General features: G+C 59.3%; 14 protein-coding genes. 11 read left to right on the forward strand and 3 right to left on the reverse strand.

What is annotated here, in order from left to right; all coding sequences use genetic code 11:
• Window positions 1-9: 9 nt before the first annotated feature.
• On the forward strand, window positions 10-717 hold the full coding sequence (locus BN2475_RS20440) for a substrate-binding domain-containing protein (protein WP_094781344.1): 708 nt from the start codon (window positions 10-12) through the stop codon (window positions 715-717).
• A 42-nt stretch (window positions 718-759) separates the two neighbouring features.
• Here the strand turns inward: BN2475_RS20440 and BN2475_RS20445 are convergent, their stop codons facing one another.
• Both BN2475_RS20445 and BN2475_RS20450 read right to left on the reverse strand, forming a co-directional pair.
• On the reverse strand, window positions 760-1,725 hold the full coding sequence (locus tag BN2475_RS20445) for an ATP-grasp fold amidoligase family protein (RefSeq protein ID WP_174642004.1): 966 nt from the start codon (window positions 1,723-1,725) through the stop codon (window positions 760-762).
• A gap of 88 nt (window positions 1,726-1,813) precedes the next feature.
• A complete protein-coding gene (locus tag BN2475_RS20450) occupies window positions 1,814-2,776 on the reverse strand; it encodes a GlxA family transcriptional regulator (protein WP_094781312.1) in 963 nt (320 codons plus the stop codon).
• A gap of 1,154 nt (window positions 2,777-3,930) precedes the next feature.
• Here BN2475_RS20450 and BN2475_RS20455 point away from each other — a divergent pair.
• From BN2475_RS20455 to BN2475_RS20500, 10 genes are all read left to right on the forward strand, one after another.
• Entirely contained in the window at window positions 3,931-6,270 is a 2,340-nt protein-coding gene (locus BN2475_RS20455) for a polysaccharide biosynthesis tyrosine autokinase (RefSeq protein ID WP_174641998.1), read from the forward strand.
• A gap of 69 nt (window positions 6,271-6,339) precedes the next feature.
• Complete coding sequence (locus BN2475_RS20460) at window positions 6,340-7,455, forward strand: glycosyltransferase family 4 protein (protein ID WP_094781313.1); 1,116 nt, start codon at window positions 6,340-6,342, stop codon at window positions 7,453-7,455.
• 83 nt (window positions 7,456-7,538) lie between these two features.
• Complete coding sequence (locus BN2475_RS20465) at window positions 7,539-8,549, forward strand: glycosyltransferase family 2 protein (protein ID WP_094781314.1); 1,011 nt, start codon at window positions 7,539-7,541, stop codon at window positions 8,547-8,549.
• Between the two features lie 25 nt (window positions 8,550-8,574).
• Window positions 8,575-9,945, forward strand: coding sequence for a lipopolysaccharide biosynthesis protein (locus BN2475_RS20470; protein WP_094781315.1), 1,371 nt, complete (start codon window positions 8,575-8,577; stop codon window positions 9,943-9,945).
• On the forward strand, window positions 9,942-11,132 hold the full coding sequence (locus BN2475_RS20475) for a glycosyltransferase family 4 protein (protein ID WP_094781346.1): 1,191 nt from the start codon (window positions 9,942-9,944) through the stop codon (window positions 11,130-11,132). Before BN2475_RS20470 ends, BN2475_RS20475 begins: the two co-directional genes overlap by 4 nt.
• A 668-nt stretch (window positions 11,133-11,800) precedes the next feature.
• Window positions 11,801-13,315 carry a mannose-1-phosphate guanylyltransferase/mannose-6-phosphate isomerase gene (locus tag BN2475_RS20480; protein ID WP_094781316.1) on the forward strand — a complete coding sequence of 505 codons (1,515 nt, stop codon included), beginning with the start codon at window positions 11,801-11,803 and terminating at the stop codon, window positions 13,313-13,315.
• Window positions 13,316-13,356: 41 nt separating this feature from the next.
• The gene (locus BN2475_RS20485) at window positions 13,357-14,739 is read left to right on the forward strand and encodes an undecaprenyl-phosphate glucose phosphotransferase (RefSeq protein WP_094781317.1); all 1,383 of its coding nucleotides are present in this window, start codon (window positions 13,357-13,359) and stop codon (window positions 14,737-14,739) included.
• A 312-nt stretch (window positions 14,740-15,051) separates the two neighbouring features.
• Complete coding sequence (locus tag BN2475_RS20490; protein ID WP_094781318.1) at window positions 15,052-15,375, forward strand: hypothetical protein; 324 nt, start codon at window positions 15,052-15,054, stop codon at window positions 15,373-15,375.
• A 139-nt stretch (window positions 15,376-15,514) separates the two neighbouring features.
• Window positions 15,515-15,724: a hypothetical protein gene (locus tag BN2475_RS20495; protein WP_094781319.1), complete on the forward strand. Its 210-nt coding sequence runs from the start codon at window positions 15,515-15,517 to the stop codon at window positions 15,722-15,724.
• A gap of 74 nt (window positions 15,725-15,798) precedes the next feature.
• Window positions 15,799-16,530, forward strand: a complete 732-nt coding sequence (locus tag BN2475_RS20500) for a haloacid dehalogenase type II (protein ID WP_094781320.1) — start codon at window positions 15,799-15,801, stop codon at window positions 16,528-16,530.
• A gap of 136 nt (window positions 16,531-16,666) precedes the next feature.
• Here the strand turns inward: BN2475_RS20500 and BN2475_RS20505 are convergent, their stop codons facing one another.
• Window positions 16,667-17,683 (reverse strand): LacI family DNA-binding transcriptional regulator, encoded by a 1,017-nt coding sequence (locus tag BN2475_RS20505; protein WP_094781321.1) that lies wholly within the window; start codon window positions 17,681-17,683, stop codon window positions 16,667-16,669.
• Between the last annotated feature and the right edge of the window lie 126 nt (window positions 17,684-17,809).

The raw sequence follows: 17,809 nt of genomic DNA on the forward strand, positions 1-17,809 counted from the left end.
GCGGCAAACATGGGCAGCGCTCACACCGTGCGCAAGCCGATCACCGGCATTTCGTCGATGGCCACGCGCCAGATGCTGGCCGAACTTGCCGCAGCGTACGAGCGTTCGTCGGGGCAACCGGTTGCCATCGAATCGGTCGGCGGCGTCGATGCGGCGAGGCGTGTTCAGGACGGCGAAACATTCGATATCGTCGTGCTGGCTGCCGATGCGCTGGACCGTCTGGCGCACACCGGGCATATCGATCCGTCGAGCCGCGTCGATCTCGCGCGCTCGGGCATCGCGGTTGCTGTAGCGGCTGGGCAGCCGCGACCGGACATCGGTACCGAAGCGGCGCTGCGCGACGCCATTCTGGGCGCACGCAGCATTGGTTATTCGACGGGACCTAGCGGGGCGCACCTGACCCGGTTGTTCGAGCGTTGGGGTATCGCCGGGATCATCGGGCCACGCATCGTGCAGGCGCCGCCTGGTGTTCCGGTGGGGGCGCTGGTCGCACGCGGCGATGTCGCGCTGGGGTTCCAGCAGCTGAGCGAGTTGATTCATCTGCCGGGTATCGACGTGGTCGGCGCATTGCCGCCGGACATCCAGGCCACGACCATCTTCGCGGCCGCGGTCTGCACGAGCGCCACTCAGCGCAAGGCGGCGCAGGCGCTGCTGTCGTTCCTGACCTCGCGCGAAGCCGATGGCGCCAAGGCAGGCAACGGCATGGAGCCGGCCTGATAGCAGATGGTCAGGCTGCCGCGTCTTCTGGCGGCGCGCCGTTCAGCGGAGCAGTTTTCCCCATTCGTAGTCGATGTGGTCTGGCGTAAAGGGCAAGACGCCAGCGCCAGGCGTGAACGTTAGCTCGCCGAAGTAGACCTCGTTATCCGGTGCGTATAGGTCCACACGGACATAGTCGAAGTCCTCACACAAGGTCACGGCGGTGTTCAGCACGGCAGTCAGATGCTTCGGGCGAGGCGCGGGCACGGGGCTTCGTTTGTAGTAGCCAATCGCTATGTCGAGATGATTCCAGTCGACGTCGTACACATCGCCATGCGTCGCCGTGCCGAATCTGTCCGATATCACCAGTATGTAGATGACCGGCCGTCCTGGTTGGCCGTTAAAGCAGTGCAATTTGAAGTCCGCTGGAATCTGGCCGTGTTTGTCCAGAAGCAGATGTTCAAAGAAGATTCTTGGCTTGATCGAACGATAGTGGCGCTCCCGTGCGATGTCGTAAAACTCGGTAGACAACCACTGCGCGGCGAGAAGCTGCAATTTTTCAAAAGACGTCGCTGACTTGTCTCTCACTACCTCGACGAAATTGCTGCCGTGATTCGCCTTCATCACGAAAGCGTCCGGAAGCGCGTCGAACACCTCGCGCGTGAACATATCCGGTACCGCGACAAGTGGAATCAAATGTTCTTCGCCTATCTTCCCAGCAATGTATTCCCGCACCAGAAGCTTGTCGGTCAGCGCGATATAGCGGGGGTCGGGCCTGAGATTACGTTGCAGAATCTTTTCGTTGAACGTGACGGGATGAATGAGATGCGGATAGCGCCCGATGCACTTATGGTGTAACAGGCTCAGGAAGATCGAATCGGGTAGCAGGGTTTTCGCCGCCTCCTTGATCTTTCTGACGGTGGATACGGGCTGTTGCGGAAAACCACGAGGATCGGTTGATACTCGTTCGCGAGCGACAACGTCATAGTCGCTGGGCAGGGTGACCGGTCTGCGCGTTGGAGCTGACATGGCATCTTTGCGATCCGACCGGTCGCATTTGGTTGTCGTCATGTTTTTAATCCATAACCGGTGACATCACGAAGCCGCCCTCGAAGATTCAGGGCGTCTCTCGCAATGTCTCGGTCGCAGCACTCAAGCTCTCCTCGGGTGTCGGCCACCGATCTTCAGACTCGATGCGTTGTTGCGCGCGAAATTGCGTGGGCGACATGCCGTATCGTTCCTTGAACAGGCGCCCGAGGCGATTGCCGTCGCCCATGCCACACCGCCGTGCGATCTTGTCCACGGGCAAGTCGGTGTTCTTCAGCATTGAGCTCACGACTTCAAATCGCGTGCGCAGCAGATATTCGAGTGGTGTCATGCCAAACTCGCATTTGAAGCGGCGCTGGAAATTGCGCTTGCTCATCGCCGCGGATTCCGCTGCCTGGGCGACCGAAATGGCCTTGCTGTAGTTCTCTCTGATCCAGCGCGCCGACTCGCGGATCTTGTCGGTTGTCGTGGTGATGCTAGCATCATCCAGCTCAGGCTTGTTCTGCTCGACGTAGCCGGTCTGCAGAATGCGGGCGATTCTGCGAGCGATATCGGAGTTGAGGTCGCGTTCTATCTGTGCGACCGCCAGCTCAGTGGGCGTCGCGCTGCTGTTCGTGCGTGCGCTACCGTTGCTGTCATCAAAAAGAAATATCGGCACTGTCGACTGCAACGGGTCTCTGCAAACGACTGCCAGATTCGCGCCATGCTGAATCCCAAACGACGCAATAGATCCCTGTAGCGAAATCCACGACAGAAAACGGTCATTGGCTTCCGCAGCTTCAGTAACATCGCGGCAAGCTACGAAGAACGCGTGGAAATCGGCCAGGCTGTATCGTTGAAGGCGCTGCGTCCAGATTGAGATGCCGGACGAACTGTTCACCAGACCTCCCGCGTCGGACAGCACTGAGAACCGATAAGGAGGTTCGTCGCCGTTGGCGTTTGCGAACTCGTTGGCAAGGCGGAAAGCATCGCCGATAGCGCCCGTGGTTGCCATCGAGCAGTCCTGAAAAACAAAGAGCCCAATGCGTTTCATAACTTTCAGTCCATAAGGAAATCGGCGGAATTCGTCATGCCACTTTCCACAAGGCGATTTGCCGCACTACCGAGATTAGCGCATCGAAGTTTTCACGACGCACTTGGCTGACATCAGGCGGTGTTTTGGCGTAATAGTCATGATCGGAGGCATTCTTACCTCGCTATTCGATAGAAGGCGTTCTAATATGAATTCCTGCCAGAAAGTTTTTCCTGACTAATGCGCGCGCATTTCACCCATGGCGAACATTGGTCAGACGAGCGATAAAGGCTCACGACAGAGCTGCGGCCTGGCGATCGCTAACGCTGAGGTGTTTTGCCCATGAACTGTGAGTAAAGTGCAGATGCGGTGTTACGACCCCGCCCGTATAACTCTGTTACATTAATTGCAGATCGCAACAATGCTTTCTGTGGGCACTGCATTTGTAATCGCCTCTACGTAATCGGCCATTAATACCCGAATTTATGCCCACTACGATTTCGTGCTTTGTGCGCAGACTATGCTTCAGCGCAGCATGTATAGATATATTGCAGGCGCGATAGGCCGGTTTTCGAATTCCGTAAGAAGACTAATTTGCTCAAACGTGCTGCGAGCTTGTAGCGGGCGACGGACTCGTCAATTGCCATTCTCGAGGACCGTTGGTCGGATTCTCGGGCGCGAAGCACGACGCAATAGAGCAAGTTCGCAATTGTGTGAAGCAGTGTTCGCGTAGCTCCGCCGGTACTGCACACCGTCATATCAGATAGGTCAATGCGCCTCTCCTGTCATTCAGCAGGGGCGCACGCGTTTTCGTCAAGCCTGGAGCTCTGCTATCCAGATAGATTGAACACTAATATTTCGTATTACAAATTAAATATGGAGGTTGCATGTATTTGACTATTCGTTCTCGATGTACTCAGATCAGCAAGATAGGGCGATTCCGATACGATCGGCACCGCCGCCGATGATGAACTGTTGGTCGTGACGCCGTCCGTCGTTCAGGAATTTCCGAACACGGTTGTTCGACCCGACCCGAGCTGGCAGGTCGCTGCGAGGCGCCGCCTGCCCAGGATTTGCTTTTGTTGGCTGGAGGCAGTTGCAGATCGCGAATCGGTGGTGCAGTAGCGCAGTATCGGTTCGATACTTTGCCCATCGAACATGGAAGGATCAAACCGGTGGACTACTACCCTGCGAATTCGCTTTCTCCCGCTGCCGAAACGGAGCGTGGCCAACTCAGCGCAAGCGCGATGCTGACGCTGATGCGGGATCACATCTGGGAGATCGTAGTCACGACGGTGGTCGTTCTGACGCTGGCAGTCGCCTATTTGCTCATTGCACCGCCGATCTATTCCGCCGATGTCCTCGTGCGCGTCGACCCGCCGGAGCCCAATGCACTTGGGCTGGCGCTGCAGCAGGAAATGCTGCCGCCGGCCGCGCCGTCTCCCGTGACGGAGATGGGCGTGATGCGTAGCCGCTCGGTACTTGATCCGGTAATGGACAAATTCCGGTTCGACGTGCAGTTGACGCCGCACAAGATTCCGGTCCTTGGCGACATCGCTGAAAAATTTGCCACGCCGGGAAAGCCTTCGGCTGCCTGGCTGGGGCTGAAGTCATTCGGCTGGGGAGGCGAGCGTGTCCGGATTGGTTCCATGGATGTACCCAGGGAACTCGAGGAAGAAAAACTGACGTTGACCGCGCTCGAGAATGGTGCATTCGAGTTGCGCGGCCCATCGGATCAGTTCCTTGTGAAGGGCGTGGTCGGCACGCCCACGACGGACAATGGCGTATCAATTCTGGTGAAGGAACTCGACGCACGGCCGGGCACTAAATTTGAAGTCATTCGCTGGAACGAGCTCGATGCAATCAAGCGCTTCGAAGACGCGATCAAGGTTAGCGACAAGGTAAAGGACTCAGGTCTTCTGCAAATAGAGTACACGGATCACAGTGCGGACCGGGCCACCGAAGTCGCAAACGAGTTAGCGCAACAATATCTTGCTTCAGCCATTGCCAGCCGGCAACTCAACGACACGACCACGCTCGCGTTCATCAATGGGGAACTGCCTCGTTTGCTCGTGGATCTCAGGAAGGCCGAAGACGCACTCAAGCGTTACCGCTCGACAGTGCAGTCCATGCAGCCAACCAGCGAGGCGCAAGCCTATCTGCAAGGTGGCCTGGACCTCGACAAACAGATCGCGGCCTTGCAGTTGCAGCGTACGCAACTGCTCGAACGTTATACGGCCAGTAGCCGCTGGGTGCAGAATATCGACACGCAACTCGCGCAATTGCAGGACGCGAGGGCGAAGTTCGGCGACCATTTCAGTGGCATGCCGTCGTCGGAACGCGAAAGCGTCGACCTTCTCCGCGCGCAGAAGGTTGCGGAAACGATCTATCTCGGCATGGTCCAGAAGGCCGAGCAATTGCAGGTCCGGCGCGCCAGCACGACGGGCGGCGCGCATATCCTCGACCGGGCGATCAGGCCGCATCGCCCGGTCAAACCGCAGCCCGTCCTGGTGCTAGGCGCCGGCTTGATACTCGGTATCGTGTCTGGCGTCGTGCTGGTCTTCATGCGCCGCCACGTGATGACCGGCGTAACGGACCCCAGGTATGTGGAACGTTGCATGAGCGTGCCAGTCGTCGGCGAGGTGCTGTTCAGTCAGCAGCAGTTGTTGCTCGACCGAAGTTTTGCGGCAGGCCGACAAAACTCGCTACCGGCTTTGGGTGAGCGACTCAGTCCGCCATTACAAAAGGCCGCGCCCGATATGCAGTTTCGCGGCCGCGCAGCCGGCGTCGGCGCGGCCGCTTCCGTGAGCAGCGATAGCAGCCGGATTCTTGCCGCATGTTTCCCGCACGACACCTCGGTGGAGGCACTTCGCGCCGTGCGCACCGCGGTGACTCGCGATCTGGCGCACGCGCGCAACAACGTTCTGATGGTCGTCGGACCGACGCCTTCGGCGGGAAAGAGTTTCGTCGCGGCCAACCTTGCGATTCTGCATGCGGAGATCGGTTCACGAGTCGTGCTGATCGACGCTGACATGCGACGCGGCCATCTCGCGTCGCTATTCAATGAGAGCAATCGTGGCGGTCTCTCGGAGGTGCTCTCCGAGCGGATGCCGCTGCGCAACGCGTTACGGACGACCGGCATCGATGGGCTGACGTTTCTGTCGTGTGGCGTGCGTCCGGAGAACCCCGCGGCACTGCTGATGAAACCCCGCTTCAAGGATGTATTGGACCGGCTCGCCGGCCAGTTCGATCTGGTGATCATCGATACGCCGCCGTTTCTCGCCGTCACTGACGCGTCGATTATTGCGAATGAAGCTGGCTCTTCGTTGCTGGTGCTGCGCTCGGGTATGCAGAGCGAGCAGGAAATCGTCGATACGGTCAAGAAGATGGAGCGCGCCGAGGGACGGATTGCCGGCGCAGTTTTCAATGGCATCCCGCTGCGGCGCAGTACACGGAATTACGGTTACGAGACGAACTACGCAAGCGATTTTGGCGAGCACGCACCCACGCATTGAATTCGACAGGTCGTCAGGGAGCGGGTAGCAAGCGGATGTGTCGTGGCGGCGTCATACGGAGAACCCCCGATGGCCTTTGCAATCAACGGAAAGTTCACTTCGCAGTCCGTCACCGGTGTTCAAAGGGTGGCCTATGAACTGACGAGAGCAATGCAGATGTACGCCACGCCAGCCGACGACCTGGAAGTTTTCGTGCCGCAAAACACGGTCGAGCCAGGGGCGCTGCTCAAGCATCAACGGCGGTTTCCGTGGCTGCGCGGCACGCTGTGGGAGCAGATCACGCTGCCCATCGCGGCGCGGGGGATGACGCTGCTCAATCTGTGCAATACCAATCCGATCTTCAAACGCAGGCAGGTCGTCATGGTTCATGACATGGCGGTCTACGACGTGCCGCAAGGATTTTCCAAACGGTTCCTGCTCTGGTACCGCATTTGCTTTCTGCTACTGCCGAGAATGCAGCCGAGGATCCTGACGGTGTCGAACTATTCGAAGATGCGCATCTGCCATCACCTGAAGATCGACGAATCGCGTGTAACGGTCATAACTCCGGGTGCCGATCACCTCGATCGCGTGGTCTCGGATCCGGCTGTAGTGAGCCGCCTTGGACTCGTGAAAGACGCCTATTGCGTGATTGTCGGCAGCCTCGATCCGCGCAAGAACCTGCTGCGGGTTCTCGAAGCGATTGGCAAGCTCGAGCGTCTGACAGCAGTGAAGTTCGTCATCGTCGGCGGCAGGAATCCACGCATTTTCCACAGTGAGGATGCGCAGCGGCCGGTGTATTCGGAGCAGATACGGTGGGCGGGTTTCGTATCGGATGGCGAATTGAAGTCGTTGTACGAGAACGCCGGCTGCCTCATTTTTCCTTCGTTATATGAAGGATTCGGACTGCCGCCGCTCGAGGCGATGTACTGCGGCTGTCCGGTGATCGCATCGTCGCGCACGTCGATACCGGAAGCATGCGGCGATGCCGCAATGTATTGCGACGCAATTTCGGCGGACGACATCGCCGCGAAGATCTTGCGGATGATGAGCGATGCGCAATTGCGGGAGCGCTACCGAATCATGGGTCTGGCTCATGCGCGCGAGTTTCGCTGGGAGCGCTCGGCGCAAAAGGTACTCGAGATCCTGTATGGCCAGAGCTGCGACCGGTTGCCGGATTTGACGGCCCGTGCGTCGGTGAGCTAGCGCGTGTGCGGACCGCCCGGTGACGCGCTGACTGGCTTGCCGGAGTCCGGCTGACCGAACCTCTTGAATAACGCCGAGAAATCATGAACCACGTCACTGTAGTGATTTGCAACTACAACTACGAGCGCTATCTGGCCGCCGCAATCGACTCGGCGCTGGCACAGGACTATCCGGCAACGCACGTGATGGTCATCGACGATGGTTCGACCGACGGCTCGCGGCCGATCATAGAAAAGTACGGAACACTGATTTCACCGATCTTCAAGAAGAACGGTGGCCAGGTCTCTGCGTACAACCTGGCGATCGAAGTGCTGGAAACGGAGTACGTGATTTTCCTCGATTCAGATGACGTCCTCTACCGGAGTGCTGTTTCCGAAGTGATGCGGTGCTTCATGGAACGTGACTGGGCGAAGGTGCAGTTTCGACTGGATGTGATGAACGCCGCCGGAGCACTCACCGGTGCATACGTACCTCACAGCGAACCGCCGCACGATTGCAGGAAACTGTTGCTGGATGGCTGGCTTTATCCGTCGCCGCCTGCGTCCGGCAATGCCTATCGCGTGAGTGCGCTCAGGCGTGTGTTTCCTGTGCCGGAAGAGGGTGTCAACCGCTATGGCGCGGACTTTTACGCGATCTATGGCGTGGCGTTGTCAGGTCCCATCGCAACCGTGCCGAAGTCGCTCGGCGGTTATCGCGTGCATAACGCTGGGAGCGCAACGGTGTCATTCGCCAACTCGGAGCAGATGACAAGAGCGCCGAAGGCCTTCAACAAGCGCTGGACGATACTGAGGACTATTGTCAGGGACCGGCTGCAGATGGAGCTTCCGCCGGCATTCCACGACTTTTCGCATGAGAAGGCTTTCTTCTGCTCGAACATCTATCACGCGACGTTTCTGACACGCTGGCACTGGATGCTGCGAGACTCCGGCAGATATCTGCACGCGATTGTTGCGAATCCGTTCTGGGGCCTCAAGAAGAAGCTCGGCACGCTCGCGCTGTCGAGTCTGTGTCTCGTGCCTTACTCGCCGCTGTCGGACTTTGTGGTGCGTTACATCGCCAACCCGCTCGCCCGTCGTCGCGTGGCCGGGCGCTGAAGTCGAGAACGCGCACGGAGGCACTATGGATAGACGAGCGAGCGCTAACGTTATTGCGTTTGTCTATGGCGGATATCTGATGAGGTACGTCTACCTCATCATCGTGGTGCCGTTTTACGGAAGAGTGCTTGGTGTAACCGAGTACGGCCGTGTGCTGGCGGCGATGTCCCTGATGAACGTGATATGGATGCTCGTCGGCTATGGATTCACGTTCGTCGGCATGCGCGAAGTGTCGAAAGCGCAATCGGTAGCGGAATGTAATGCGATCTTTTCGTTGCACGTCAGCGCGCGTCTTCTGCTTGGACTGCTGGGCGCCGTTATCGGCATCGTGGCCACGATGAGCTCGCCGGTCTTGTCGGAGCGCCCGCTCATCGGGCTGCTCGCCACGCTGCTGGGAATCGTGTCGGCGTTGAACCTTGGCTGGTTGTTTCAGGGGCGTCAGCACTTTCGAACGCCTGTCATGATCGAGGTATTCGGCTTCGCATTGAGTCTCGTTCTGGTTCTGAGCCTCGTCAAAGGGCCCGACGATGCCGTGTGGGTGCTCGGCAGTCTTCTGATCTCCGCCATCGCATCGTCAATCATTTCATATGGTCTGACGACTTATCAACTGGGATTGCCGCGTCTCAAGCTGGCCGGCGTCGTTCCTCTGGTACGAGGCTCGACGGCGCTGTTCTGCTACTCGTCCGGCTCGATCATGCTGACGATGTCGTCAACTTATCTGTTGACGCTACTGTCGACGCCCGTGCAAGTGGGCTATTTCGGCGCGGCCGAACGCTTCGCGATGGTCGGGTTGAGCCTGATGGGGCCGGCGGCGCAGGTGTTCATTCCCACCATATCGCGGCAACTGGCACAGGCAGACAACGACGGCGCGCATGCCACGACCCGGCGCGGCGCCATGTTGCTGATGGGCTACGGATTCCTGGTGCTATGCGGCGCACTAACGCTTGCTCCTTTCGTAGTGCCCTGGATCCTCGGGGCTGCATTTGAACCAAGTGCCAGGGTACTGCAGGTTTTTGCGTGGATGTTCCCGTTCGTTGCGTTTAACGGGTTCGTCGCGCTCTATGTATTCGTGCCGCGAAAGAAAGACCGGCTGCTTGCGATTGCAGGCGTTGTGTCCGGACTGCTCAATCTCGCAACGGCACTCTTTCTCGCACCCCGATATGGTGCTCTCGGCATGGCGTCTGCTCGGGTGATTGGCGAAGCGACACTCGCGGCCTTGCTGATGGGCGTCATGATTCGCCTGGAACTGCTTGGTTTGGTACCGGGCGCCGGGCGGGCGCTGGGGATGGTTCGCATGGTATTCGGTGTGCGACCTCAGGCACGTGCGGCAGAAGACGAATGGCGCAGAAGGTTGGACACGCAGGTCCCGGTGTCATCTCACAGGAGGTCGAAGTGAAAGTCGCTATAGTTCACGATTGGTTGGTCGTGTCGGGTGGTGCAGAGAAGGTTTTGAAGAATATCATCGAGTGCTTCCCGAACGCGGACCTCTTCTCGATTGTCGATTTCCTGGAAGATCGCGAGTGCGTCATGGGTAAATCCGTCAACACGTCGTTTATCCAGCGGATGCCTTTTGCGCGCAGAGGTTATCGTGCCTACCTGCCGCTCATGCCGATCGCCATCGAGCAGGTCGACATGTCCGGCTACGACCTCGTCATTTCCAGTTCGCATGCAGTCGCCAAGGGCGTTCTTACCGGGCCGAATCAGGTGCACGTCAGTTACATTCATTCGCCGATTCGCTATGCGTGGGACCTGCAGCATCAATACCTGCGGGAATCCCATCTGGACTCGGGAATCAGATCCGCGATGGCCCGCGTGCTGCTTCACTACATTCGGGGGTGGGATTCACGCTCGGCCAACGGGGTCGATTACCTGGTCGCGAATTCGCAGTTCATCGCGCGGCGGATCAGGAAGGTATATCAACGCGAGGCAACCGTCATCTATCCACCGGTCGATCTGGCCAACATGGTGGTGTCTACGCAGAAAGACGATTTTTACGTGACGGCATCACGCATGGTGCCCTATAAGCGCATCGATGTGATCGTGCAGGCCTTTTCGCAGACGCCTGAAAGGCGACTGGTGGTGATTGGCGATGGTCCCGAGATGAAAAGGATCAAGTCCGGCGCCGGGGAGAACGTGACGATTCTCGGTCATCAACCGTTCGAGGTTCTGGTCGACCATCTGCAGCGCGCTCGCGCGTTCGTGTTTGCCGCGGAAGAAGACTTCGGTATTTCGGTAGTGGAGGCGCAGGCTTGCGGAACGCCGGTCATCGCGTTCGGCCGGGGCGGCGCGCTCGAGTCCGTGGTCGGGTTGCCGCTTGAGCGCCCGACAGGTGTGTTCTTCGGCGAGCAGACACCGGAGTCTCTGCTGGAAGCGATAAACCGGTTTGAAAGCAATGCAGCTCTGTTCGATCCACGGCAATGCCGCAGAAACGCCGAGCGTTTTTCGTCCGAGAACTTCAAGGCTGCGCTGACGAATTTCATCGACGCCCGGTTTCCGTACGCGTGCGTCGAGCAGTTTCTTCCGTACCCGGTTCGCGAGCCACTGCCTGCCAAAGAACGTCATTTCGCCGATGTAGCATCGTGACTCTGGGAACTCAGCATCAGCGCGAGCCCGACTATGCCGAGTTCGGCGACGAATGGCGCACAGTCTTTGAAAACCCTCCCACGCGCTGAAAACCAGCATGGCGGCCTCAAGAAAAGCAGCGTTTTATCGACAACGGACAATATCGGATGTCCTACCTGGGTGTCCTACCTTTGCGTGGCTCATGTATCGGCACCATCACGTGAACGGAATCGCGTGTCATCACTGATTTCCAAGCTCTGCAGCTGCGTCGCGCGTCGAATTCGCACACATCCCGGTAGTTGCCAAAGAGGTCCGACGAGCAGGGCCAAAACTTCAACTGTTCGCGCCACAAATACTGTGCTGCAACGCGGTATGACTATGATCGATTTCATCGGGTACGACGCTCGTGAGCATTTGCCTGTGAGCACGACGTCGATGCGTGTCGCTGCCACTACGCGCCATGCCGTGATCCGATCACAGTGATACGCATATTTCCCGGCCGAGCCGGATTCGCTGCCGAGCGCGCTTCTTGCGTCGCTGCGAACCTGGCGGCTGGCGCTGTTCGCGTCATGCGGACGTCCTGTCAATACTCACATGAGAAAGCACCGGCGTGCTTCACGACGCAACGCGTTATGCGTGGACGTCGGATTGATCGTTCTCAGGCCGGCTGCAGTGAAAAGGAGCTTTGTATGAGCAAAGTGACGGTGGTTGCAGGCGACGCGGATAGCGATGCGATCGATAAGCTGCTGCCGGATTATCCACCGCTCGTGCAGGTGATTCTCGCCGGTGGTTCGGGGACCCGCCTGTGGCCAGTGTCGCGCGAGCAGTTTCCGAAGCAGCTGATCGACGTGATAGGCAACCAGACCTTGCTTCAGGCGACGATGGGGCGCATGGCAGGTTTTAGCAGCGCATGGGACGTCGCCGCGGATCCCGTGATAGTTTGTGGCGCCGAACACTACTTCGCCACTTACGAACAGGCGCGGGAAATCGGCGTCAATGCGCGCATCGTGGCGGAGCCGGCTCGCCGCGATACCGCGCCCGCTCTCACGCTCGCCGCGCTAGCCGCCTGTGCGGATGGCCAGGACGCCATCCTGGTCGCGATGCCCGCCGACCATGTGATTGCGAATCTCGACGCGCTTCATCACGCAATCGACATTGCAGCCCATCATGCGCAGGCGGGTTCCATCGCCACGCTAGGCATTCCGCCCGATCGCGCCGACACCGGCTTCGGCTACATCCGCCTCGGCAGCGAGATAGGGAATGGCGCGCGCCACATCGAGCGTTTCATCGAGAAGCCTGCGGCGGAACTCGCGGCTCAATATGTCGAGTCGGGCAATTACTGGTGGAACAGCGGGCTGGTGGTGGTTCGATCGTCCGTTTGGCTTTCAGCCGTCGAGCGGTTTCAACCGGAGATACACGCAGCTTGCATTCAGGCCTATCGTGGCGCAAAAAAATCCGATGAGTGCGTCGTTCCAGAAGCCGCTGAGTTTCTGCGCTCGCCATCCGATTCGATCGACTACGCGGTCATGGAGCAATTGGGCAAGCCCGACTCGCCTTTCGCCGGCGTAGTGGTGCCGCTCGAAGCGGGTTGGTCGGACCTCGGCTCGTGGGATGCGGTCTGGCAGGCAATGGAGAAGGATGAGTGCGGCAATGCATCGAATGGCCGCGTGCTGTTCGAAGGCGCGAGCGCAACGTATGCGCGCTCGGACGGCGGTCGACTGTTGGCCTGTGTCGGCACGCACAATCTGATCGTGATCGAGACCGATGATGCCGTGCTGGTTGCGGACCGCTCGCACGTGCAGGAGATCAGGAGCCTCGTGTCGCGTATCAAGCGGGACAAGTCGCCGGAAGCCGATGCACACAGAAAGGTGCGCCGTCCGTGGGGCTTTTATGACTCGATCGATCACGGTGACCGTTTTCAGGTCAAACGGATCGTCGTGATGCCGGGCGCGCGCCTGTCGCTGCAAATGCATCACCACCGCGCCGAGCATTGGGTGGTCGTGAGCGGAACCGCGCTCGTCACGCGCGGGGATGAACAGTTTCTCCTCGGCGAAAACGAGTCGACCTACATCCCGATAGGAATCCGCCACCGCCTGGAAAATCCCGGCCGCGTGCCGCTGCAGATCATCGAGGTTCAATCGGGAGCCTATCTTGGCGAAGACGACATCGTCAGGTTCGATGACAAGTATGGGCGTTGCGGCTGATTCAATCGTATCGAACGAATGCGTGCGCTCAGGGGGTTGCAATGCGATTGATTACCGGTCTACTTGCAAGATGTTTCGATGTGACGATGATCCTGGCAGGCGCACTCGTGGCTTCGCAGATTCGTTTCGATTCGGGTCCGCAACGCGGTTTCTATCTGGCGTTCGTGGCTTTTGCGGCAGCGTTTGCGCTTGCGGTGTTTCCCGCGCTCGGCGTGTATGCATCATGGCGCGGCCGCTCCAAGGGAGCGCTGGCGGGGCAAGTCGCGTTTGGCTGGCTGGTGGTGCAGGCCTGTGCGATGGCGTTGATGTTCTCGTTGCACCGGATCGACTTCGTTTCGCGTCTCTGGTTCGTGTATTGGACCGGCATGTCGGGCGCCGCGATGATCGCGGGCCGCCTGATCACGCACGCTCTGCTCGGCCGCGTTCGCCATGCCGGTTTGAATCTGCAGCAGGTCGCGGTGGCCGCCTGCGGCGATCATTGCGACGAAATCTTGCGGAAGATGGAGAAGTCGCCTGCCGCGGGCTTTCGTGCCAAAGCGCTGTATAACCTGCGCCCCAATAGCGCGATCTCGACGACCTCGCCGGTGCAGGTGTTCGGCGAGCACGCGGCATTTGCCCGTTACGTTCGCGAGCAGAGCATCGGCGAAGTCTGGCTGGCGTTGCCGCTCACCGAAGAGCGCGCGATTCTCAGGCTGGTCGACGAGTTTCGCAACGATCTGATCAATATACGGTTCATGCCCGATGTGCGCGCGCTTGCGCTCTTTGAGGGCAGCATGACGGAACTGCTAGGCGTGCCGACGATCAATCTGGCGGCCTCGCCAATACCGCCCAATGCGATGCTGCAGAAGGAACTGTTCGATCGTCTCTTCGCACTGTGTACGCTGATCGCGATAGCGCCGATACTGCTCGCGTGCGCGATTGCCGTGAAACTCAGTTCGCGAGGACCGGTGTTCTTCAGGCAACTCCGCAAAGGCGCCGACGGCCGGGTCTTCACAATCTACAAGTTTCGCACCATGCGTCTGCACGAGCAGAAGCAAGGGGTGCTCGAACAGGCGACTCGCGATGATCCACGCATCACTGCGGTGGGCGGATTCCTTCGACGCACGAGCCTCGATGAATTGCCACAGTTCTTTAACGTGCTGCGTGGCGACATGTCGGTGGTCGGCCCGCGTCCGCATGCGCTTGAACACGACGATCTCTATCAGAACATTGTCTCCGGCTATATTCAGCGCTACCGCATCAAGCCCGGCATTACTGGGTGGGCACAGATCAACGGCTTTCGCGGCGAAACCGATCGCATCGAAAAGATGGAGGGCCGCGTAGCGCACGATCTGTATTACCTGCGGAACTGGTCATTCGGACTGGACGTGAAAATCATTGTCGCGACTGTATTCAAGGGGCTTCATCATCCTAATGCCTACTGAGGTTGGGTCGAGACTCCAGTCATACGGTGCAACGACGTGAAGGTCAGCTAGGCCACAGACGAGCCCTGCTTTTCGGATCTAGACTGGGAACGGCTGCGAGCCGCGTTTTGAGCAGGTATGTCGACGAGGAACACGGCGTTGTTCATTTAGCGGACAATAGCGGCGGGCAATAACAGCGGGCAATAACAGCGGGCAATAACAGCGGGCAATAACAGCGGGCAATAACAGCGGGCAATAACAGCGGGCGATAACGCTGACGCAAAGAGCCCGGATCGCGCGGTCGGCGATTCAGAACCCCTACGGAGACAGCACGTGAGCGAACGGTTGTGGTGCGTCCATATCGAAGGGCTGAATGACTTCATCGCCACCGATTCTCACGAGTCGGCAGAGCAGGAGGCGTTGGCCATCAACGCGTATATCGACCGGGCCGAGAAAGGGCCGCGCGCAGCGATCCTGCGAGCGGTGGCGATCGAATGGCCGTTTGCGCCAGCGGCTCATGCGCGCGCACTCGAGGACGACCGGCACGACTTGCAGCGCATGGCGCACAGGCAGGCATCCGCGAATCCGCACGGCAGCGTGCTGTCGAATATCGCGCGACGGGTGAAGGGACTGATGTCGGTGGCGCGCGGCAAGTGACGATCCGCAGTGCCCGCGCGTCGGGCAGCCGCCGCCGCAATCTGTAACGCGGTAATTTTACGCAACACAACCGTAGTCTGAATGTCGGGCTATCCATCTACGATATCGGCACGTCCTCTATTCATTGACGAGGTGGCCGATGCTGACCCATCACGAAGTTGCAACCCTGCTGCGTCTCAGGGACGCCGAACGGCGTTTGCAAGAAGTCGATTCTGAAGTGCTTGCGCTGAGTCGCTATGAGCTGGTCGAAATTGCCTGGCGCGACGACGGCGATATCTCGACACTCAAGCTGACCGGCCGCGGTCGCGAGCTCGCGCGGCGTTTGAGCGGAGAGCGCGACCACGCCTGAGTGGGTCGCGTGAACCTGTGTGCTGCGCTGCTTGCGTAGCGTCTGAGAGTCCGCAATCCGGAGAGGCAACTCGTATGCAACTGACCGACTTCAATACGCTCACCTTCGACTGCTATGGCACGTTGATCGACTGGGAGACAGGCATCTTCGAAGGCTTGCGGCCGCTTCTCGAGCGCGTCGAGTCGCCGCTCACGCGCGACCAGGTGCTCGAAGCGCATGCGCGGCATGAGTCGTCGCAGCAGAGGTACACGCCGGGGCGGCGTTATCAGGAACTGCTGCCGATCGTCTACAAGCGGCTCGCGGAAGAATGGCGGGTGTCGTACACGCTCGCTGACTGTCTTGCGTATGGCAAGTCCATCCGCAACTGGCCCGCGTTCGACGATTCGGCAGCGGCATTGCGCTACCTGAAGCAGTATTACAAGCTGGTGATTCTGTCGAATGTCGATAACGAAAGCTTCGCATATAGCAACGCGAAACTGCAGGTCGAATTCGACGCGATCATCACCGCCGAAGACGTCGGCTCGTACAAGCCGTCGCCGCGCAATTTCGAGTACATGCTGGAAAAGCTCGGCGCACGGGGTATCGGCAAGGAAAACATTTTGCACACGGCGGAGAGCCTGTTCCACGATCACCAACCCGCCAACGAATTCGGTCTGGCGTCGTGCTGGATCTATCGACGGCATGCGAAGCAGGGCTTCGGCGCGACGATGAATCCGGGCTCGCCGCCGAAGATCGACTTTCGCTTCAACAGCATGGCCGATCTCGTGAAAGCGCATCAGGCCGCGTTACAGCAGACGCAGCGTTAAACGACCGCTGCCGCGTGCGGGTATGAACGTGACGCTTCGTGCAGATTGCGCTCGATGAGTGATGCGGTCGGGTTCACTCACTGCGCTCAGGGCTCAGGGCTCAGGGCTCAGGGCTCAGGGCTCAGCGCTCACCGCATCACCGCGCTCGCCGTCGTCCCGTCGATGCGCGCACCACCAGTTCAGGCGGCGGCGCGAGCACCATCGACGGCTGCTGTTCAGGCGTCTGGATCAACCTGATCAGACTGTCGATCGACAACTGCGCGATCGCCGCCGTCTGGATCGCGACCGTGGTGAGGGCAGGGTGCACCTGATGCGCGAGTTGAATGTCGGTGATGCCGATCACCGACACGTCGTCCGGCACCGCGCGGCCGAGCGTGATCAACGCCTGCGCCGCGCCGATCGCGAGCAGGTCGTTGGTCGCGAAGATCGCGCTCAGATGCGGCCGGTTCGCCATCAGTTGCATGCAGGCCGCGTAGCCGGCGTCGATCGAGTCGCGGATCTGCAGCACCGCGGCAGTATCCGTTTCGATGCCCGCCGCGTGCATGGCCGCGCGAAATCCGTTTGAGCGCGCATCCTGCAAGCCGCCGCAACCATCGCCAATCAACAGGCCAATGTCACGATGGCCGAGTTCGAGCAGATGCCGCGCGGCCAACTCACCCGCGTGCGCGAAATCCACCGCGATGCAGGGCAGTGCGGGCGGCGATTCCGGGTGCTCCCACATCGCCAGCAGGATCGGCGCGCTGTGCGTGGCCGATGCGCACAGATCGTTGATCGTGATGTCGGTGTTCATCACGAGCACGCCATCAGCCAGTGTGCCCGCGATCTGGTTCAGATACGCACGGCCGATCTCGGCATCATCGTCAGTATTGCAAACCATCAGGAAGTGGCCGGTCTTGCGCGCGGCGCGCTCGGCGGCCAGCACGAACTCGGGATAGAACGGGTTCGAGATGTTCGACAGCATCAATGCGAGCGTCGACGACCGGCCCTCGGCTAGTGCGCGGGCGTTCAGATTGGGCCGGTAGCCAAGTTCGGCAATCGCCTTCAACACACGTTCGGCCGTTTCCGGGCGAACCTTCTCGCGATTGCGCAGCACGTTGGAAACAGTGGCGGCGGTAACGTGCGCGCGCTTCGCCACTTCGGACAGCGTGACCATGTTCGATTTATCCCATATTTAGGGAATGTGATTCAGATGTTGCAAGCGACTCGCGACATTGATAACTTTCTGCAAAACACAGCGGAGACACCCATCATGACTTTTCCCGTCGAACTCGAATTTAAG

Origin of the sequence: Paraburkholderia ribeironis, assembly GCF_900019265.1 — a bacterium.
Taxonomy (GTDB): Bacteria; Pseudomonadota; Gammaproteobacteria; order Burkholderiales; family Burkholderiaceae; genus Paraburkholderia; species Paraburkholderia ribeironis.